Source organism: Synechococcus sp. R5-13 (assembly GCF_047462015.1).
Classification (GTDB): domain Bacteria; phylum Cyanobacteriota; class Cyanobacteriia; order Thermostichales; family Thermostichaceae; genus Thermostichus.
The window spans coordinates 19,720-39,050 of record NZ_JANSIL010000028.1; the positions used below are offsets into that span (position 1 = coordinate 19,720).

15 protein-coding genes and 1 riboswitch are annotated in these 19,331 nt (G+C 59.9%); of the genes, 8 read left to right on the top strand and 7 right to left on the bottom strand.

Features of this window, described 5'->3' with window-relative positions; genetic code table 11:
* Window positions 1-35: 35 nt before the first annotated feature.
* Window positions 36-473 carry a hypothetical protein gene (locus tag NW840_RS02530; RefSeq protein WP_011434354.1) on the bottom strand — a complete coding sequence of 146 codons (438 nt, stop codon included), beginning with the start codon at window positions 471-473 and terminating at the stop codon, window positions 36-38.
* A gap of 210 nt (window positions 474-683) precedes the next feature.
* On the opposite strand from NW840_RS02530, the gene NW840_RS02535 reads away from it, so the two are divergent.
* Complete coding sequence (locus tag NW840_RS02535; protein WP_011434353.1) at window positions 684-1,211, top strand: adenine phosphoribosyltransferase; 528 nt, start codon at window positions 684-686, stop codon at window positions 1,209-1,211.
* A 5-nt stretch (window positions 1,212-1,216) separates the two neighbouring features.
* On the opposite strand, the gene NW840_RS02540 is transcribed toward NW840_RS02535, so the two are convergent.
* The 3 genes from NW840_RS02540 to glyA all read right to left on the bottom strand — a co-directional run bounded on the left by NW840_RS02540 (window position 1,217) and on the right by glyA (window position 4,341).
* Window positions 1,217-1,783: a hypothetical protein gene (locus tag NW840_RS02540; RefSeq protein ID WP_414342223.1), complete on the bottom strand. Its 567-nt coding sequence runs from the start codon at window positions 1,781-1,783 to the stop codon at window positions 1,217-1,219.
* A gap of 98 nt (window positions 1,784-1,881) precedes the next feature.
* A complete protein-coding gene (locus NW840_RS02545; protein ID WP_414342225.1) occupies window positions 1,882-2,991 on the bottom strand; it encodes a glycosyltransferase family 4 protein in 1,110 nt (369 codons plus the stop codon).
* A gap of 24 nt (window positions 2,992-3,015) precedes the next feature.
* Entirely contained in the window at window positions 3,016-4,341 is a 1,326-nt protein-coding gene (gene glyA, locus NW840_RS02550; protein ID WP_414342235.1) for a serine hydroxymethyltransferase, read from the bottom strand.
* Window positions 4,342-4,688: 347 nt separating this feature from the next.
* Between glyA and psaM the strand changes: the two genes are divergently transcribed.
* The 3 genes from psaM to purL all read left to right on the top strand — a co-directional run bounded on the left by psaM (window position 4,689) and on the right by purL (window position 9,829).
* A complete protein-coding gene (gene psaM, locus NW840_RS02555) occupies window positions 4,689-4,781 on the top strand; it encodes a photosystem I reaction center subunit XII (protein ID WP_011434349.1) in 93 nt (30 codons plus the stop codon).
* 206 nt (window positions 4,782-4,987) lie between these two features.
* Window positions 4,988-7,501: an ATP-dependent DNA helicase RecG gene (gene recG, locus NW840_RS02560; protein ID WP_414342236.1), complete on the top strand. Its 2,514-nt coding sequence runs from the start codon at window positions 4,988-4,990 to the stop codon at window positions 7,499-7,501.
* A gap of 21 nt (window positions 7,502-7,522) precedes the next feature.
* Complete coding sequence (purL, locus tag NW840_RS02565) at window positions 7,523-9,829, top strand: phosphoribosylformylglycinamidine synthase subunit PurL (protein ID WP_414342226.1); 2,307 nt, start codon at window positions 7,523-7,525, stop codon at window positions 9,827-9,829.
* 86 nt (window positions 9,830-9,915) lie between these two features.
* On the opposite strand, the gene trxB is transcribed toward purL, so the two are convergent.
* On the bottom strand, window positions 9,916-11,346 hold the full coding sequence (trxB, locus tag NW840_RS02570; RefSeq protein WP_414328790.1) for a thioredoxin-disulfide reductase: 1,431 nt from the start codon (window positions 11,344-11,346) through the stop codon (window positions 9,916-9,918).
* A 466-nt stretch (window positions 11,347-11,812) separates the two neighbouring features.
* On the opposite strand from trxB, the gene glnA reads away from it, so the two are divergent.
* Complete coding sequence (gene glnA, locus NW840_RS02575; RefSeq protein WP_414342228.1) at window positions 11,813-13,237, top strand: type I glutamate--ammonia ligase; 1,425 nt, start codon at window positions 11,813-11,815, stop codon at window positions 13,235-13,237.
* Window positions 13,238-13,485: 248 nt separating this feature from the next.
* Here the strand turns inward: glnA and NW840_RS02580 are convergent, their stop codons facing one another.
* On the bottom strand, window positions 13,486-13,938 hold the full coding sequence (locus NW840_RS02580) for a DUF4278 domain-containing protein (RefSeq protein ID WP_414342229.1): 453 nt from the start codon (window positions 13,936-13,938) through the stop codon (window positions 13,486-13,488).
* 80 nt (window positions 13,939-14,018) lie between these two features.
* Window positions 14,019-14,117: riboswitch (Glutamine riboswitch) on the bottom strand.
* A 246-nt stretch (window positions 14,118-14,363) separates the two neighbouring features.
* Here NW840_RS02580 and NW840_RS02585 point away from each other — a divergent pair.
* The gene (locus NW840_RS02585) at window positions 14,364-16,271 is read left to right on the top strand and encodes a cation:proton antiporter (RefSeq protein WP_414342231.1); all 1,908 of its coding nucleotides are present in this window, start codon (window positions 14,364-14,366) and stop codon (window positions 16,269-16,271) included.
* Window positions 16,272-16,469: 198 nt separating this feature from the next.
* A complete protein-coding gene (gene moaA, locus NW840_RS02590; RefSeq protein ID WP_011434340.1) occupies window positions 16,470-17,447 on the top strand; it encodes a GTP 3',8-cyclase MoaA in 978 nt (325 codons plus the stop codon).
* On the opposite strand, the gene NW840_RS02595 is transcribed toward moaA, so the two are convergent.
* Entirely contained in the window at window positions 17,444-18,808 is a 1,365-nt protein-coding gene (locus NW840_RS02595; RefSeq protein ID WP_414342233.1) for a CRTAC1 family protein, read from the bottom strand. The genes moaA and NW840_RS02595 overlap by 4 nt on opposite strands.
* Before the next feature lie 87 nt (window positions 18,809-18,895).
* On the opposite strand from NW840_RS02595, the gene rpsT reads away from it, so the two are divergent.
* Window positions 18,896-19,225: a 30S ribosomal protein S20 gene (rpsT, locus tag NW840_RS02600; RefSeq protein WP_414331315.1), complete on the top strand. Its 330-nt coding sequence runs from the start codon at window positions 18,896-18,898 to the stop codon at window positions 19,223-19,225.
* Window positions 19,226-19,331 lie beyond the last annotated feature (106 nt).

A 19,331-nucleotide genomic window follows, 5' to 3' on the forward strand; every position in this document is an offset into this window, starting at 1 on the left:
GGCCGCCGTCTCTCAGGTTTCACAGGGATCCCCATCTACTCAATCACCACACTCTTCGGGCCGGCGTTCACCTCTGGGCGACCCTGATTGAAGTTGGCCAGGAAGGTGTCTGGATCTTTGAGGCTGAAGACCAGCTTTTTGCAGGGCACTTGCAGCCCCACCGGCCCCAGCAACGGAATAAAAAGAGGCTTTTCCTGCACCAGTGGAATGGCAATTACCCCTTGGGTGCTGGTGACCGGGCCAACGATCCCCTGAAAATCGGTGCGCACGCCCACCCCGTAGTACCAGGGCCAGGGAAAGCGCTCCCCTCGCCCCAACTCGCTCAAGGAGAACGTCTCGTTGAACAGGCTGCCCGCCCGCACAATGAGCTTGTCTTGCAGCAGATCGACATAGGCCGCCTCGCTGCTCACCCCAAACAGAGCCAGCGGCAAACTGGCTAGGGGATTGGAGTCGATGGCCATGTAATAACGCATGAGAAGTCTCCGAGTTCACAGATGGGTGACCAGGTGAGCCGCGGCCCCTAGCCTTGCCAATTATAAAAAATCTTCCCCGTTGCTCGACTGACCAAAAGGGATCCCATCTGCCCATTAGCTAACCGAGTATGATGGGTTGCTTGGAGCGTCCTTTGAGGACTCCGTCCCGCTAACGCGAACAGCAAGCCACTGGCCAGCGAGGAAAACAGGATGGATCTGCGAGCCCTCATTCGCTTGGTGCCCGATTTTCCCAGACCCGGCATCCTCTTTCGGGATATGACCCCCCTGCTGCAGGATCCGGCAGGCTTCCGGGCGGCTATTGAACAGTTGGCCGCCGGCACCACCGGCATGGGATCCCTAGATTATGTGGTCGGCATCGAGTCGCGGGGGTTCATTTTAGGGGCTGCTTTGGCACAACACCTGGGCTTGGGCTTTGTCCCGGTTCGCAAGCCAGGCAAACTGCCGCCGCCGGTGCTCAGCCAGACTTACAGCCTGGAATACGGCCAAGACCAGCTCCAACTGCACGCCCACGCCCTGCGGCCTGGAGAGCGGGTGTTGATCGTGGATGATGTCATTGCCACCGGGGGTACAGCCGCTGCCACCGCCCAATTGGTGGCCCAGAGCGGCGCTGAGGTGGGGGGATTTGCCTTCTTAATCGAGCTGGCCTTTTTGTCCGGCTGCAAGGCTCTTCCCCCTGGGATCCCTGCCCATGTGGTGATGGTAGAGGAAGGCAACTGAGTTCCTCAAGTAAGGTGCACCGACTGTTGGACGAGGATCCCTGGTGTTTTGGGCAAAGGTTGGCTCAAGCGTCTGATCTGAGCCTGCGCCTGCAGTTGTTCGTCAATCCAGTCCGCCAGTTCCCGCATGTAAAGCGCCACATGGATCGCCTGGTCGCGCTGTGCTGGCTCCACACCTTTTTCCGCCAGGCGGGCCAGAATTACGGGATCGCTCAGCTCCTCCAGGGCGGCAAAGTCTTCCGGTTGGTCGAACCCCAGCTCTGCCATTTTCTCGAACACATACCCCAGCTGCAGGCCGGTGGCCTCGCACTGCCCCTCCAGTTGCCAGGGATCCCTCAAGGCCAGGGCAACAGTTCGGTAGGCGGTTTGGGCGATGGAGCGCCAGGTGCCGCGGTGGATGCGCAGGCTGAGTTGCTGCCGATCCCAGCCCAGGGCTTCTCGCACCAACAGGCCGCAATTGCAGCGGGTGCTGTCCCGCCAGCAGTACTCCCAGTCCCAGAAGCCCCAGTGTTGGGATTGGATACGATCCGCGGTGCGGCGCAGGAGAGCTGCCAACTCAGGTGTGGGGCGCATGAGGCAACACAGAGCTAAACAAAAAACAACAAAACAAAAAACAACAAATATAGAGCGCCTCCAGTCTAGGCAGGCGAGCAATGGAGAACAAGCCCAGCTCAATCTTCTTTACATTCCTGGTCGCAACAGCATTGCGGAGCAACATATTCCTGTTCGGGCCTGTCCTCCGAGGGCAAAGCTCGTTGCCGTTGCCAAGCCCCCCAAGCCACCCCTGCCAACACCAGCGAGGCCCCGCCCAGGTAGGTGCCCCCTGCTGGCAAGCCCGCCAAGGCCAAGGCCAGGGATCCCCCCCAGAGGGTCATGGCGTAGATGAGCAGCACTGAATGCCGATGGGATAGGCCGGCTTTGAGCAAGCGGTGGTGCAAGTGGCCTTTGTCGGGATGGAAAGGCGACTTCCCCCCGGCCAGCCGCTTGAGGATTACGGTGGACATATCCAGGATCGGCACCGCCAAGATAAAGAAAGGCAGAGCCACTGCCAGCGTGGTCACCCCCTTGGCCACCCCGATCACCCCGATCCCAGCCAGGGTAAAGCCCAAAAAATAGGCCCCCCCATCCCCCATGAAGATCTGCGCTGGGTTGAAGTTGTAGCGCAAAAAGCCTAGGCAAGCTCCCGCCAAAGCCGCCGCCAGCATGGCCGCCGCCGGTCGATCCAGCAGCAGGGTTACGATCAGCATCACCACTGCCGCAATTCCCGACACCCCTGCCGCCAGCCCATCCAGCCCGTCCATGAAGTTGATGGCGTTGGCCATCCCCACCAGCCAGAACAGGGTAATCAGCAGGCTCAACCACACCGGAAAGGGCCAGATCCCTCTCCCGGGCAGACTGATGAACTCAATGCGCACCCCTACTCCCCAAGCGGCAGCAGCCACGCCGAATTGCATCAACAAGCGGGAAAAAGGCGACAGGTGAAACAGGTCGTCCGCCAGGCCAATCAAAAAAAACAAAACCCCACCGATCGTCACCCCCCAAATCTCGTACTCCTGCTCGGTGCGCAAGCCCCCAAAAGCTCCGGCTCCCCAGAGCAACAGCAGGGCCACCAAGTTGCCAAAAAAGATGGAAACCCCCCCCAGGCGCACCATCGGTTGCTGGTGGATCTTGCGCTCGTCGGGAAAGTCCAACTGGCCACTGCGGATCCCGACCGCCTTCACCACCGGGGTTGCCCACAGAACCACACAGGCAGCAGCCAGAAAGGCAACCAAGTAGGGCATAGCAAGCCGTGGCGAGGATTGCGGTTATCCCAAGTGGGGGTAGAGGGGGAAACGACGACAGAGCTGAGCCACCCGCTGGCGACACTCTTCCAATACAGCAGGCTCCTCAGGCTGAAACAGACAATCGGCGATGATCTCCCCAATTTCTTCAAATTCTACTGGCCCCAAGCCGCGGGTGGTCAAGGCTGGGGATCCCAGACGCAGGCCGCTAGCTACAAAGGGCGGCTGTGGGTCGAAGGGAATGGTGTTCTTATTGGCGGTGATGTGGATCTCCCCCATCAGCCGATCCGCCCGTTTGCCCGTCATTACCGGATCCGCCGCCCCAGTTTTTTCCAGCACCGCCGAAACCGAGCGCAGATCCAGCAACATCAGGTGATTGTCGGTGCCCCCGGAAACCAGTCGAATGCCTCGCCGTTGCAGGGATCCCGCCAGGGCTTGGGCATTGGCGATAACTTGGGCCGAGTACTGGGCAAAGCTGGGCTGCAGGGCTTCTCCAAAGGCCACCGCCTTGCCGGCAATAACATGCTCCAGCGGCCCCCCCTGGCTGCCGGGGAACACTGCCTTATCCAGCTTTTTGCCCAATTCTGGGTTGCGGGTGAGAATGAGTCCCCCGCGCGGCCCTCGCAGCGTCTTGTGGGTAGTGGTGGTCACCACATCGCAGAGGGGCACGGGGTTGGGGTGATGTCCAGTGGCCACCAAGCCGGCAATGTGGGCAATGTCGGCCAGAAGATAGGCCCCCACCTCGTCGGCAATGGCGCGGAAAGCGGCAAAGTCAATTGTCCGCGGATAGGCAGAGTAGCCGCAGATGATCAGCTTGGGCCGGTGCTGCAGGGCCAGATCCCGCACTTGGTCAAAATCAATCCGCTCCGTCTGCGGATGCACCCCGTAGTGCACCACGCGGAACCACTTGCCGGAGACGTTTACCGGGGAGCCGTGGGTAAGGTGGCCGCCGTGGGCCAGATCCATGCCCATAATTGTGTCTCCTGGCTGCAGCAGGGCCAGGAAAACGGCGAAATTGGCCTGCGCCCCCGAGTGGGGCTGCACATTGGCGTGGGCTGCCCCGAACAATTGCTTAGCCCGGTCAATGGCCAGTTGTTCAATCTCGTCAATAAACTCGCAGCCGCCGTAGTAGCGCTTGCCGGGCAACCCTTCCGCATACTTGTTGGTGAGCACCGAGCCCTGGGCTGCCAAGACGGCAGGAGAAGTGAAGTTCTCGCTGGCAATCATCTCCAGGTGATCCCGCTGCCGGTTGAGCTCTTGCTGGATCAGGCGGTAAACAACGGGATCCGTTTCCGCCAGGATGGCCAAGCTATCCCGTGAGGTGGTCAGACTTTGTGGAGCAGCTACCATGATGACGCCAAGACCGAACTTCGCAGGAGGAATGGGCAAGAACTGCTTCGCCGTCGCGACGGCGTTGCGGAGCAACATCGTAGCATGACCCGCAAACCAGCAGCGCAGGCCCCGGCCTTTCTGCCTGGGGTAAAACCCCAAAACTGAGAAAGAATCCCTTGCTTTAGGGGTGGGGAGAATGTCAATCGATCCAAGCAGAGGATCTGGGAGCCACGGTCAAGCGGGATGGGCAAGGGCTGCTTTGTAAAGAATGTTGAGCTTTTCTTCTCGGTGTCAAGGCTACCCCTCAAGCTACGGTAGAGTGAGGGGGCTGACTTTTGTGCAATTCCACTGTTAGGGAGTTGGTTATGACGGACGCACAAGTTTTCACCATCCTGGCGATTGCCTTGGTGCCGGCAGTGATGGCTCTGCTTTTGGGATCCGCCCTGGCCCGCAGCTAAAGCTCCTGCATCTCCCAAAAAGTGCCTCTGGATCCCTTCGGCCTGCCCCGTCACGACAGTGTTGCGGAGTAACAAGGCAGGCTTTTTTCTTTATCAAGGAATGGAAAGTGTGGCTTGCGCTGCTGCACTCCTTCGGTTGTCCTGCCGTTGTTGGCTAAAGTTGGATTGATAAGGAGCACTCCCGGCAGCCAAGCAACTTGAGCCAGGTGGATCTACAGCGGCTTCAGCGCGCCCTTTCCCTAGAAGCAGAGGTGGGGTTTACCGACCTGCGGGGGCGAGAGCAGACCTTCTCCCAATTTTTGGGGAGCGTGTTCGGACAGGATCCCCCCTCTGACTGGGTGCTGAATGGAGATGACCGGCGGCGATGGAAAGAACTGGGATCCCGCTATACCCTGTATTCCGAGCTGGAGCTGCCCGAACGCCAGCACCTGGTGGCCGAAACCCGCCGCTGGCTGGAGCGAGTCCGACGTCAGCAAGAGCTGTCCCGACCGAGTTCCCACCAACCTGGCTCGTTTGCAGCCTCGTTGCCACAGCGCTCTGGTTTCCCTGCCGTAGGCGTAGCAACAACCCCCCCAGAGGCAGGGCGGAGCACGATTTCCCCATCTCTCCCCGCCGGCCTCAGCCTGGAGCAGCCGCTGCAGTTTCTCAAAGGCATTGGTCCCAAGTCAGCGGAGAAACTGGCACAACTGGGCCTACACAGCGTGCGGGATGCCCTCTACTACTTCCCCCGCGACTACCTGGACTATTCCCGGCGGGTGCTCATCCGCCAAGCCAAGGTGGGGGAGACCGTTACCCTTGTAGGGACGGTGAAAAGTTGCAGTTGCTTTACCAGCCCCAAGAATCCCTCGCTGACCATCTTCAACCTAAAGATTGCCGACAAAAGTGGTGTAATTACCCTCAGCCGCTTCTACAGCGGGCGGCAGTTTGCCCAGCGCAGTTGGCAAGCTTCCCTGGAGCGGCAATACCCCAAGGGGGCCCTGGTGGCTGCCAGCGGCCTGGTCAAAAAGGGCCGGTTGGGCCTAACGCTGGATAACCCGCAACTGGAGGTGCTGGGGGGAGAGGGCGAGGAGCTGGACAGGCTGGGCAAGATCTTGCCAGTTTACCCTCTCTCGGAAGGGATCCCCGCCGATCTGGTGCGCAAGGCGGTGCAACTGGCTTTGCCGGCGGCGGCCTTGGTGGAGGATCCCTTGCCGGCGGATCTCAAGCGGCAGTTGCAGCTTTTGGACTTGCCTGTTGCCCTGCAGCAGATCCACTTTCCTGAGACCCGAGAACTGCTGGCCCAGGCCCGGCGGCGGCTGGTGTTCGATGAGTTTTTCTACCTACAACTAAGCCTATTGCAGCGGCGACACCGCTATCGTGCCCAAGCTCAGGCCATACCTCGTTACCAGCCGGCTAGAGGGGAGCTGTTGGATCGCTTCTACCAAATCCTGCCCTTTCAGCTTACCGCTGCCCAGCAGCGGGCCATCGACGAGATCCTAGCGGATCTGCGGGATCCCTTGCCCATGAACCGCCTCTTGCAGGGAGATGTGGGATCCGGCAAAACCGTGGTGGCGGTGGCAGCTGTGCTGGCAGCCATTCAATCCGGTTGGCAGGCGGCCCTCATGGCTCCCACCGAGGTTTTGGCCGAGCAACACTACCGCAAGTTGGTGGAATGGCTCAGCCAGCTGCAGGTGCCCGTTGAACTGTTGACTGGATCCACGCCCCCTGCTAAGCGCCGGGAGATCCTGCGGCAGTTGCAGACCGGGGAATTGCCCTTGGTGGTGGGCACCCATGCTCTCATCCAGCCGGCAGTGCAGTTTCGCAACCTGGGCTTGGTGGTCATCGACGAGCAGCACCGCTTTGGCGTGGAGCAGCGGGCCGCTCTGCAACAGAAAGGGGATCACCCCGATGTCCTCACCATGACCGCTACCCCCATCCCCCGCACCCTCACCCTGGCCCTGCATGGGGATCTGGATGTTACCCAAATTGACGAGCTGCCGCCGGGGCGCAAGCCCGTGCACACCCTGGTGGCCCGGCCAGGGGATCGCCTGCAGGTGATGCGGCTTATCGAGCGGGAAATTGCCCAAGGGCGGCAGGCCTACGTGGTGCTGCCGTTGATTGAAGAGTCGGAGAAGCTGGATCTCAAATCTGCCATCGAGGAACACCAGCGTCTGCAGGAAAAGGTCTTCCCCCAATTTCGGGTGGGCCTGCTGCACGGGCGCTTGACCAGTAGCGAGAAGGAAGCTGTCATTGCGGCCTTTCGCCGGCGGGAGCTGGATATTCTGGTCTCTACCACGGTGGTGGAGGTGGGGGTAGATGTGCCCAATGCCTCGGTGATGCTGGTGGAGCATGCGGAGCGCTTCGGGCTCTCCCAACTGCACCAACTGCGGGGGCGGGTAGGGCGGGGATCCGACCAAGCCTATTGCATCTTGATGACGGGATCCAAAGGAGAAGATGCTCTGCGGCGGCTGAAGGTGCTGGAGCAATCCCACGACGGGTTTTTCATTGCCGAGATGGATCTGCGCTTCCGGGGGCCGGGGGAAGTGATGGGTACCCGCCAGTCGGGGCTGCCGGATTTTGCCCTGGCCAGCCTCATGGAGGATCAAGAGGTGCTGCACCTGGCCCGCCAAGCGGCAGAACAGCTCCTGGCCCTTGACCCCGACTTGAAGCGGTGGCCCCCCTTAAGCCGCATACTGGAAGAGCGTCAGGCCCGTCTCTTGGGCCCTGGGTTGTTGACCTAAGCTAGGGGCAATTGGAGCACTATGCCCTATACTCTCGAAGACTTAAAAGCCCACGGCCTTTCCCCAGACGAATACCAGAAGATCCAGCAGCAGCTGGGCCGGGATCCCAACCCCAACGAGCTGGCCATGTTTGGGGTGATGTGGTCAGAGCACTGCTGCTACAAAAACTCCCGCCCTCTGCTGAAAAACTTTCCCACCACGGGCGAGCGGGTAGTGGTGGGGCCGGGGGAAAATGCCGGCGTAGTGGATCTGGGGGAGGGGGATTGGCTGGCGTTTAAGATCGAGTCCCACAACCATCCTTCGGCAGTGGAGCCCTTCCAGGGGGCAGCTACCGGCGTGGGAGGGATCCTGCGGGATATCTTTACCCTGGGCGCCCGTCCCATTGCCCTGCTTAACTCGCTGCGCTTTGGGCCGCTAACCGATCCCCGCAACCGCCGCCTCATGGCCAGGGTGGTGGAAGGGATCGCCCACTACGGCAACTGTGTCGGGGTACCCACAGTGGGGGGAGAAGTGGCGGTGGATCCCTGCTACAGCGGCAATCCCTTGGTCAACGTCATGGCCCTGGGGCTGCTGGAGACGCCGGCAGTGGTGAAATCGGCAGCGCGGGGGGTGGGGAACCCGGTCTTGTACGTGGGCGCCACCACCGGGCGGGATGGCATCCGCGGCGCCAGCTTTGCCAGCGCCGAGCTCAAGGAGGATGCGCAGCAGGATCGGCCGGCAGTGCAGGTGGGGGATCCCTTCCTGGGCAAGTGCCTCATCGAGGCCTGTCTGGAGGCCTTTGCCACAGGAGCTGTGGTGGCTGCCCAGGATATGGGGGCAGCCGGGATCACCTGCTCCACCGCGGAGATGGCCGCCAAGGGAGGGGTGGGGATCCGCTTTGACCTCGACCGAGTGCCGGCGCGGGAAAGCGGCATGGCTGCCTGGGAATACCTGCTCTCGGAATCCCAGGAGCGGATGCTGCTGGTGGTGCAAAAAGGCCGCGAGGCGGAGGTGATGGAGATCTTCCACCGCTGGGGTTTGCAAGCTAGTGTGGCCGGGGAAGTCATTGCCGAGCCGCTGGTGGAGATCTGGCACCAGGGATCCTGCGTGGTGCAGGTGCCGGTGCAGGCTTTGGCCGAAGACACCCCCGTCTATGTCCGTCCGGTGTTGCCAGAGCCGCCAGCCTACGTGCAGGCAGCGTGGCAATGGGATCCCGCCACTCTACCCCCTTATGATTGCCAGGGGATCCACCTCGCTCAGGCAACGCTGGCATGGAAAGAGGTGCTGCTGCAGCTTTTGGCCAGCCCCACCCTGGCCAGCAAAGCCTGGATCTATCGCCAATACGACCACCAGGTGCAAAACAACACCGTCCTTTGGCCGGGCCAGGGAGATGCGGCGGTTATCCGCATCCGTTCCCAAAAGTTTGGCGTGGGCGAGGTGCCGCCCCTGCGGGCTTCCCGCAAGGCCATCGCTGCCACCCTGGATGGCAATGGCCGCTGGGTGTATTTGGATCCCTACGAGGGGGCCAAGGCAGCCGTGGCGGAAGCTGCCCGCAACCTCACCTGTGTGGGGGCCGATCCCCTAGCTGTTACCGATAACCTTAACTTTGGCAATCCCGAAAACCCGGTGGTGTACTGGCAGCTGGCCCTGGCCTCTCGGGGGATTGGAGATGCCTGCCGTGCCCTCGGTACGCCGGTAACGGGGGGAAACGTTTCTCTCTACAACGAGACCCTCACCCCCCAGGGATCGCAGGCTATCTACCCTACCCCTGTCATTGGCATGGTGGGTCTTATTCCCGACTTGAAATGCATCTGTGGCCAGGGGTGGCAGCAAGAAGGGGATCTCATTTACCTCCTGGGATCCCAGGCCCTCACCAGCTTGGGGGGCAGCGAGTATTTGGCGGTCATCCACCAGCAAGTTACGGGCCGGCCCGCGCCAGTGGATCTGGAATTGGAAAAGCGGGTGCAAGCTGCCTGTCGCCATGGAATCCGCCAGGGCTGGGTGCGCTCTGCCCACGACTGCAGCGAGGGGGGATTGGCTGTGGCTTTGGCAGAAGCCTGCTTGAGCGGAGGCCGCGGCGCAACCCTCTCCCTGGCTCCTGGATCCTTGCGCTGGGATCAGGCCCTGTTTGGCGAGGGATCCAGCCGCATCCTAGTCTCCGTAAGCCCGGCCCACCGTTCCCTCTGGGAAGCCTATTTGGAGTCCCAGCTCCCCGGCCAGTGGCAGCTTGTGGGACAGGTGGGATCCCCTGCGGATCCCCTGCTCTTAAGGACGGCAGAGGAGGATCCCTTACTGGTGGTGTCTTTGGCAGCCATGCAGGCCGCCTACCACGGTGCCTTTTCGGACTAGCTGAGCCTCGGTTGGGAAACCGTTTTCTGCGCCCAGCTCCCTTCTCCCTTGGGGAGAGGGGCCAGAGGTTGGAGAGGACAACATCCTTAGGGGGATTTTTCCTCACACAAATTGGCCTGGATCACCTCTCGATATTGGGACTTGGGCTTAACGCCCACCAACTGGGCCACCAGCGTCTTGTTTTTGAAAAATTGCACCGTCGGGGTGCCCGCCACCCCCCCTGCCTCTGCAATCTCCGGATCTTTCTCAATATCGATCTCCACCACGTGCAGCTTGTCCGAGAACTCATCGATGATCTTGTTCAAGATCGGCTTGAGGGCATGACAAGGGGCACAGGTGGGGGCGGTGTACTTGACCATGAGCAGGCGATCGCTTTCGTGGTAGAGTCGCCGCAGGGCATAGCTCCCCTCATGGCAAGTCTTGCTGAAGTCTAAGTCATCCTGTCCATTCTCCTCAAAGCTGGCCTCCTCAACAGCAGGATCCCCAGCAGACTCTGCCGCAGAAGTCGCAGCAGGGCTGGGTTCAGGATGGCTTTGGGGAAGGACGTGATACTCCTGGGCCAAGCCGTGTTCCGAGAGCCAGCGCTCTGCCAACATGGCCGCCATACAGCCAGTGCCGGCAGCGGTAATCGCCTGACGAAACTCGTGATCCTGCACGTCGCCGGCGGCAAACACCCCCTCCACACTGGTGGCCACGGAGCCCGGTCGGGTGACGATGTAGCCGACTTCATCCAGTTCCAGTTGTCCTTTGAACAAGTCGGTGTTGGGCTTGTGGCCAATGGCATAAAATAGGCCACCCACTGACATCTCGCGTATTTCGCCGGTTTGGTTGTTCCGCACTTTCACCCCGGTCAGGCGCAGGCCGTCGCCCATCACTTCCACCGCCTCGGTGTTCCAGTGCACAGTGATCTTGGGGTTGTTGAGAACACGATCCTGCATGGCCTTGCTGGCCCGCATTTTGTCGCTGCGCACCAGCATGTGCACGTGGGATCCAAACTTGGTCAGGTAGGTGGCCTCCTCACAGGCAGTATCGCCGCCGCCGATCACCACCAATTCCACCCCTCTGAACATGGGCATAGCCCCATCGCAGACAGCACAAGCTGACATGCCCCGGTTCCAGTAGGTCTCCTCCCCCGGCAGGTGTAGGCGCTTGGCTGTGGCCCCGGTGGCGATGATCAGGCTGTGGGTGCGCAATTCCCGCTCGTCAGAACGGACGACAAAAGGCCGCTGGCTTAAATCCACAAAGGTGACATCTTCGGTGTAAAGTTCTGCCCCCCACCGCTGCGCTTGAGCCCGCATGTTCTTCATCAGTTGGGGGCCGGTGATGCCCTCGGGAAAGCCCGGAAAGTTCTCCACCTCGGTGGTGGTCATCAGTTGCCCGCCCGGGATCCCGCCCGCCTGGAACCCCTCAAACACAACCGGCTTCAGGTTGGCACGCCCAGCGTAAATGGCTGCTGTAAACCCAGCAGGGCCGGAGCCGATAATCACCACATTCTCAACCCGACTTTGCTCTGTCATCCGATGTCTCTCCTTCTGCAATGGGAATAAAAGCCAAACTCATAACGACTACGCTTTAGCTTAACACCCCTTGGCGAACCGGTCGAGGCCGAGGCCTATTAGCCTCATTTTCGCTCGCCTCAGGCAACCGGGGCAGGGTTTTGCCCGCCCCATCCGGTTATTTCTGCCCAGAGGTTGGCAGGGTGGCGGCCATTGCCCAAGTTTTGGATCCCCAACACCCAATCCCGGTTGACCCAAGCCAGAAGGAAAAGAGGTGTCTGAGATGGCCAGCAATTTGGTCTTGGTCAGAAAGCGGAGCTCAAATGAATTTTGTATCAGAAACTACAAAATACCCGTGTTGGCCTTTCTAGGATGAGTGAGCGTTTTTGGCCTGTCTGGGTCGAAGCGTGGGGATCACCTGCTGGGATCCCATTTGTTTCAGCCACAGTTCCCCCAGTCTTAACCGCAACCCAATCAGGAGAGAGTAATGGCATCCACGCCCCAAGAAGTGCTTCAGATGATCCAGGACAACAACGTCCAGATAGTGGATCTCAAGTTTGTGGATATCTTTGGCACCTGGCAGCATGTTTCCTTCCACACCTCGATGATCAAGGAAGAAACCTTCACTGAGGGGCTTCCCTTTGACGGATCCAGTATCCGGGGCTGGAAAGCGATCAACGAGTCGGACATGTACATGGTGCCGGATCCCAAAACGGCTTGGATCGATCCCTTTCTGGAGGTGCCCACCCTCAGCATAACTTGCAGCATTGTTGAGCCGCGCACTGGCCAGCCCTATAGCCGCTGTCCCCGCAGCCTTGCCGCCCGTGCCGTTGCCTATCTGCAATCGACGGGCATTGCCGATACGGCTTACTTCGGGCCGGAAGCGGAGTTTTTCATTTTTGAGGATGTTCGCTTCGACCAGACCCAAAACTCGGCCTACTACTTCGTGGATTCCATCGAAGGTCGCTGGAACTCGGGCCGCGAGGAGAAAGGTGGCAACCTGGGCTACAAGCCTCGCTACAAAGAGGGCTATTTCCCGGCCCCGCCCACCGATGCCCATCAAAACATCCGCACCGAGATGCTGCTGACCATGGGCAAGTTGGGGGTGCCCATCGAGAAGCATCACCACGAGGTGGCTACCGGCGGGCAAGGGGAGTTGGGCTATCGCTTTGCCGATCTGATCACGGCTGCCGACTACATGATGGTTTACAAATACGTGATCCGGAACGTGGCCCGCAAGCACGGCAAAACCGTCACCTTCATGCCCAAGCCCCTATTTAACGACAACGGCACTGGCATGCACACCCACCAGTCCCTCTGGAAGGATGGCCAGCCCCTGTTCTACAGCGAAGGCACCTATGCCAACCTGAGCGAGACAGCTCTCTACTACATCGGTGGCCTGCTCAAGCATGCCCCGGCAATCCTGGCCTTCACCAACCCCACCACCAACTCCTACAAGCGCTTGGTGCCCGGCTTCGAGGCGCCGGTGAACCTGGCTTACTCCCAGGGCAACCGTTCCGCCGCCATTCGCATTCCCGTGACCGGCAACAATCCCAAGGCCAAGCGTCTGGAGTTCCGCTGCCCGGATGCCACCTGCAACCCCTACATCGCCTTTTCGGCCATGCTGATGGCTGGCCTGGACGGGATCAAGAATAAGATCCATCCCGGCGAGCCCTTGGACAAAGATATCTACGATCTGGAGCCGGAAGAGCTGGCCAAGATCCCTTCCACGCCTGGATCCCTGCTGGATGCCCTGGAAAGCTTGCAGAAGGATCATGCCTTCTTGCTGGAGGGAGGCGTCTTCACCGAAGATCTGATCCAGACCTATATCGAGTACAAGATCGACAACGAGATCAACCCCATCAATCTGCGGCCTCACCCCTACGAGTTCGCCCTCTATTTCGACGCCTAAGCGGTGTGGCCGATTCTGCAGCGGGATCCCTGATGGGATCCCGTTTTTTTCCGAGGAAATAGCACCCCTCAATTGTGGATCCCTTGAGCAACTTGGCTGCTTTTGGTCAACAGCACCTCGTGCCAGCGTTGAAGCGTCCTGTGCCGTCCATCGACCTGAGGAAGCTCAACCCAGAAACCAAAAGGGGATCCCCAGCCGGGATCCCTTCTCTTTGAGCTCAGGCCAGAGCATCAACAGTTACAGACAGATTAGCTCATGCTAACACGGCTACGGTCGTAGTTGAGCCGGAAGGTGGGATGCACTTTTCCTTGGATGCGGTTCCAGAAGTTGCGCACGTTGACATGCAGGCCAATCTGCTCTGTACCGCGGATCAGCATGGATTGCTGACGAATCCGAATCAAACGTTGATGGCTCATCATCAAGCGGCGAGACAGCTCATCCAAGACATGAGAACGGCCATTGGCAGCCACCGGGGCAGATGCCTCTGCCGTCTGAACGGGTTGAGCCGATCCTTCGACCGCCTTGGGATGATAAGCCACACCTCGATAGAGCAGGTCAAGGTTGGTGGGCAAAACCACCGGCTTGGTCAGATGGCGGAACCGCCAGTCCAGCCCCCGGTAACGACCCCCCACTTTGCCGGGAGAAACCGCCGCTGTTGCAGAAGAGGGGGTGTAATCGACGCCACGGTAAAAGAGTTCCATGATCTTCGCCTCCAAATGAGTTGAGTTTTCATCCGTTCGCCTTCTCCCAAGAGAAGCCCCACGGTTACCAGAAGAGTTGAGGCGCGTTCCTTCGGGATCTCTCCCTACTTCCGTCCTCTGGCTGCGATGTCGCTCTACCTACATTAACGAGCCGCCCAGCACGCGAGAGGATGAACGATTTCTATCTACATTCTGTATTATAAGCTACGGTTTTGAGGTATTGCCAGCAACTTTTAACAAAAATTTCCACTGAGTTTCTGGCCAGCTTCCTCTAATCGGGACTAGTCAGCCGGGATCCCTGGGGGAAGTAAGGTGCAGGGCTTGGGGCCAGGTTCTCCACTCTGTCCGAGATGCCAGAGGAAGCATTATCGTGGAAGAATCCTCAGGATTGGCTACAAAAGTTCACATTCCTTGGTGGGTGCCCTGTGCAGGAAGACTTTCGTCTGATTTTGGACATTGTGACGGTATTGGCGGCAGCGGCAGCAGGTGGATTCTTGGCTTCGCTGCTGAGGCAGCCGGTGTTGCTCGGCTACTTACTGGCCGGGATCTTGGTGGGGCCAACCGGGTTGGGGTGGATCAAAGAGTTGGTTCAGGTGGAAACCTTGGCCCAGTTTGGGGTGACCTTTTTGCTGTTCACCTTGGGGGTGGAGTTTTCCCTGAAAGAATTGCGCAAAGTGCGGGGGATCGCCGTTGGCGGAGGCATTTTGCAAATTGGCCTGACGATTTTGATCACGGCGGTGCTGGCGGTGGTCAGCGGCTGGTTGACGCCGGTGCAAGGGATCTTTTTGGGGGCCGTGCTCTCCTTGTCCTCGACTGCCGTGGTGCTGAAAAGTCTCACTGAGACCAACCAAATGGGCACTCCCCAAGCCCAGGCCATGCTGGGGATCCTGATTGTGCAGGACTTGGCGGTGGGGCTGATGCTGGCGGTGTTGCCGGCTTTGGATTGTCCCTTGCCGGAGCTGGCGGGATCCCTGGCCAGGGCCTTGGCAGAAATCGGCTTGGTGGGGCTGGGGGCGGTGGTAGGCGGGATTTGGCTGGTTCCCGGTTTCCTGCGTCTGCTGGCTCAGCAGGAGAGCAAAGAGGTGTTTCTGCTGGGGGTGATCAGCCTCTGCGTGGGGATTGCCCTGTTGACGGAGCGGCTGGGCATTTCCAGCGAGATTGGGGCTTTCATTGCCGGTCTGATGATCTCGGAGGTGGAGTACGCCGACCAAACCCTGGACTATGTAGAGCCTTTGCGAGATGTGTTTGCTGCTCTCTTTTTTGCGGCCATCGGCATGCTCATCGATCCCAGCTTTATCCTCGGCCATCTGTTGCTGATCCTGGGGCTGGTGGGTCTGGTGATGGTGGGCAAGTTTTGCATCGTGGCTCCCTTGGCGCGGCTGTTTGGTTACACTCTGCCGGCAGCGGTGGTGGTGGGGCTGGGCCTATCGCAAATCGGCGAATTCTCCTTTGTGCTGGCCAGCGAGGGGCAGGCTTTGGGATTGGTGTCGCGGCAGATCTATTTGTTGATTGTCAGCACCACAGCCGTTACCCTTCTGCTCACTCCCTTTCTGCTGAGGGGCGCTCCTCGACTGTTTTCCGGGCTACACGGGATCCCCTTCTTGGCCCGCTGGTTGGAATCGGGCGAGCGGCCCCGCGCTTTGGCCCCCGATGCTCCTCAACAGGGGCACGTGGTGGTGTGCGGCTATGGGCAGGTGGGGCAAGACATTGTGCGCATTCTGGAAGCCCGTCGTCACCCCCTCTTGGTCATTGATCAATCAGAACGGGTGATCCAACACCTGCGTTCCCGTGGGATCCCTTACTTGTATGGGAATGCCGCCAGCGCCTTGGTGCTGGAGAAAGCTTGCCTGCCCCAGGCCCGCGCTCTGGTCATTGCCCTGCCGGATCGCATGAGCATCCGCCTCTGCCTAAAACGAGCTCTGGAGTTGGCGCCGCAATTGGATGTGGTGGTGCGAGCTACCGACAAGGAAGACATCGAACAGCTCTATCAGTTGGGGGCCAGAGAAGTTGTCCATCCCGAATTCGAGGCCAGCTTGGGTCTGTGCAGCCATGTGTTGCTGGAGTTGGGAGAACCCCCAGACATCATTCAGCAGGAGATCCTGGCCATTCGCAGCAGCCACTACCGCGATCTGCGCCCTCTCCACCCCAGTTGTCTGATCCCCGCGCCTGTCAGTTGGCTGACACCGCCGGCCCCACCTCCCTCTCCCCCCCTCCCCGCCAATGCCAACGGCAGCCACGACAGCCACCCACCTGAGTCTGTGCTGGCCTGGTGGGAACGCTGGCAGCGGCCTGTTCAACCCGAATGGGCAGGGATCCCTGGCTCTGCCGAGTAGAGATTTGCACCTCAATCTTCGTAGTATCCTGCAAACTGGAGGTGTGGCCACTGCAAGTTGCAAGCCTCGGGACAGTTCCCCCGCTGCCTTTGCGGATGGAGACGCTGGGAGGTTTTCCAGAGGCAACGGAAAGGGTCCTCGGCGTTGCTCGGCACTCTGGGGGGAGGGGTGCCCCATCTGTTTCTGGCATAGGTTGCCATGCCGACCGTTAACTATCTGCGCATCAGCTTGATCGATCGCTGCAATTTCCGCTGCCAGTACTGCATGCCTGACGAGGCGGAGTTGACGTGGCTGCAAGCCCCAGAGCGTTTAACGGATGAGGAAATCCTCACGTTGGTTCGAGAGGTGTTTTTGCCGTTGGGGATCGATTGCTTTCGCCTCACCGGCGGCGAACCCCTGCTCAGGCCGGGGCTGGAGCACCTCATCCGGGCTCTATGCAGCCTGCCTGGGGTGAGAGATGTGGCCCTTACCACCAACGGCTTCAACCTCAGCCAAAAAGCTCAACTCCTCTATGAAGCGGGGTTGCGCCGCATCAACATCAGCTTTGATTCCCTCAACCCCGAGACCTTTCGACTGATCACGGGGCGGGATCGCTGGCGGCAGGTCTGGGCCGGGATCCAAGTTGCCCACCAAGTGGGGTTTGATCCCCTCAAGTTGAATGTGGTGGTGATCCCTGGGCTCAACGAATCGGAAGTGGAAGATCTGGCTGCCCTTACTCTGGAGCGACAATGGCATGTGCGCTTCATCGAGTTTATGCCCATTGGCAATGCCGCCCTCTTTCAGCAGGCCGGCTGGGTGGAGTCTGAGGTGCTGCGACAGCGAATTCGCGCTCGCTTTGGCCTGGAACCTGGGTTTGTGGCCGGCAATGGGCCGGCGGATGTGTTTCGAATCCCGGGGGCAAAAGGCACCTTGGGCTTTATCAGCCAGATGTCGGAGTGCTTTTGTGATCGATGCAACCGCATGCGGCTATCCAGCGACGGTTGGCTGCGCCCTTGCCTGCTCAACGAATCCGGCCAAATCAACCTGCGGGATCCGCTGCGAGCTGGGATCCCTGCCGAAAGGCTAAGACAGCAGGTGCGAGAACTGCTGGACATCAAGCCGGATATCAACTTCAAAGGGCGGGACACCGGCAGCCAGGGATCCTACCGGCGCACCATGTCTCAGATTGGCGGCTAGTGGGGATAGGGAATCTGCAAAAGCTGGTTGACCGGTGGGTGGGCCACCTGCAACTGTTTCCCATCCGGCCACTGGATCTGGATTTCCTTGACCCCTGTTTCGGATCCCAGGCCAAAGTGGGCCACCGGCTCCATCTGACAGAGGTAGCCGCTGCCGGCGTCGATGGCCTGGATCTGGGTACGGGTGGAGGTGAGCAGCCTTACCAACGCGCCGCGGGCCGGGGCTCCCTGGCGGGTGAGGGGCAGAACTCTCAGCCAGTTGTTGGCATTGGCCTGAGGGCGATAGAAGCTGAGAGGCTGGGCGCCAGACTCCCCATGGGCAATCAACAATTCTAGACGACCGTCCCCATCCACATCGGCCACCGCTGCTCCTGTCCCCAATCCCTGCGGCTCGGCAGCATCTCCAATGTCGATGGCTTGCCAACGGCCTGAGCGCCAAGCAAACAGACGGTTGGGCTCGCCGATGTTGTTGAAAAACAGCTCCGGATAGCCGTCGTTGTCGAAGTCGGCAGCGATGACTGTGCGAATGCGGGAGGGCCTAGCCAACTCCGGGGGGGCTACATCCTTAAAAAAACCGTCGGGGGTCTGGATCCAGAGGCGATGGGGGCCTTCCCAGTTGCCATAGAGCAAATCCAGCCGTCCATCCCCATCCAGATCCACCGCTGCCACGCCGCGCCCATGCTCGTCGGGATCTGCTAGGCCCACCTCAGCGGCAATCTCTTCAAAGGTGCCATCTCCCCGGTTGCGAAACAGAAAGTTGGGCCCCTGCTCATTGACGGCAAAAATGTCCATCCGCTGCGAGACCAAGGGCACGGCCACCAACCCCCGCCCGCCCGTCACCCGATTGAGTCTCGCTTCTGGCGCCACATCGGCGATCATTTGGTTAGGGCCCAACTCGTAGAGGCGCATAGGGCCGCCGTAGTTGGCTACGAAAAATCCATAGCTCCCCTGGCCAAGACGATCCACACAAGCTACAGAGCGACCTGCCGTCAAGTTGAGGGCATCTTGGTTTTGCGGCAGGGAGAACAGGTCCACCCAGCGAGATCCCTGCCAGTCGAAGAGGCGATCCCCAAAGCGCTTGCGCCCCCCGAAGGTATCGGTATTCAAAACGTAGAGTTCCTCTTGCCCGTCCCCGTCAAAGTCGGCAGCAGCCACCCCAATTGCCATGCGCCCTGCATCGGCCAGGGTGTCGTCTGCTTGATCCACCAGGGTTTGCCCATCCCACTTCAAGACTCGATTGGAGCCGCGGAACCCGCACACAAACAGCTCAAAGGCCCCATCCCGATCCAAATCGCAAGCGGCAACCCCGTAGAAAAGGGCAGGTGGGTTAAAGCGGATCTGCGAGCTGCAATCTTGGAACATGGGGATCCCATCGGAGAACAATAGGAACTGGTGGAGCTTCCAGCTCTGATGGTATGCTGGATCTTCACTGGAACTTCCCCTTCAACCATGCCACGCATCAAATCTGCCATCAAGCGCGTTCAGATCGCAGAGCGTAATCGGCTGCGCAACAAAGCCACCAAAGCCATGGTGCGCGCTCTGATGAAGAAAGTGATCTCCCTCTCAACTGCCTATGCCGCCAACCCACAGCAAGAAACTCTGCAGGAAATCCAGGCGGCGATGAGTGCTGCTTTCAGCCGCATTGATAAAGCTGCCAAAACCGGCGTCCTGCACAAAAACACAGCCGCTCGTCGTAAGGCTCGGCTGGCCCGGATTGTGAAGCTATCTGTGGCTTCCTCGGAAAAATCCCAGGCTGAGGCTTTGGGTGGGCGTGATTGACTTCTCCTGCTGCTTCGGAAGTGGTGCTTGTGCGGGATTTCAGCTAGAAATCGCAGGAGCCCCGCACTGTACCCGTAGGGTCAGTGTCGGGAGGAATGCGGAAGTT

What these genes read in the sequence shown, in the direction of transcription:
- NW840_RS02530 (WP_011434354.1), bottom strand. Translation starts at nt 473, where the DNA reads ATGCGTTATTACATGGCCATCGACTCCAATCCCCTAGCCAGTTTGCCG.
- NW840_RS02535 (WP_011434353.1), top strand. Translation starts at nt 684, where the DNA reads ATGGATCTGCGAGCCCTCATTCGCTTGGTGCCCGATTTTCCCAGACCC.
- NW840_RS02540 (WP_414342223.1), bottom strand. Translation starts at nt 1,783, where the DNA reads ATGCGCCCCACACCTGAGTTGGCAGCTCTCCTGCGCCGCACCGCGGAT.
- NW840_RS02545 (WP_414342225.1), bottom strand. Translation starts at nt 2,991, where the DNA reads ATGCCCTACTTGGTTGCCTTTCTGGCTGCTGCCTGTGTGGTTCTGTGG.
- glyA (WP_414342235.1), bottom strand. Translation starts at nt 4,341, where the DNA reads ATGGTAGCTGCTCCACAAAGTCTGACCACCTCACGGGATAGCTTGGCC.
- psaM (WP_011434349.1), top strand. Translation starts at nt 4,689, where the DNA reads ATGACGGACGCACAAGTTTTCACCATCCTGGCGATTGCCTTGGTGCCG.
- purL (WP_414342226.1), top strand. Translation starts at nt 7,523, where the DNA reads ATGCCCTATACTCTCGAAGACTTAAAAGCCCACGGCCTTTCCCCAGAC.
- trxB (WP_414328790.1), bottom strand. Translation starts at nt 11,346, where the DNA reads ATGACAGAGCAAAGTCGGGTTGAGAATGTGGTGATTATCGGCTCCGGC.
- glnA (WP_414342228.1), top strand. Translation starts at nt 11,813, where the DNA reads ATGGCATCCACGCCCCAAGAAGTGCTTCAGATGATCCAGGACAACAAC.
- NW840_RS02580 (WP_414342229.1), bottom strand. Translation starts at nt 13,938, where the DNA reads ATGGAACTCTTTTACCGTGGCGTCGATTACACCCCCTCTTCTGCAACA.
- moaA (WP_011434340.1), top strand. Translation starts at nt 16,470, where the DNA reads ATGCCGACCGTTAACTATCTGCGCATCAGCTTGATCGATCGCTGCAAT.
- NW840_RS02595 (WP_414342233.1), bottom strand. Translation starts at nt 18,808, where the DNA reads ATGTTCCAAGATTGCAGCTCGCAGATCCGCTTTAACCCACCTGCCCTT.
- rpsT (WP_414331315.1), top strand. Translation starts at nt 18,896, where the DNA reads ATGCCACGCATCAAATCTGCCATCAAGCGCGTTCAGATCGCAGAGCGT.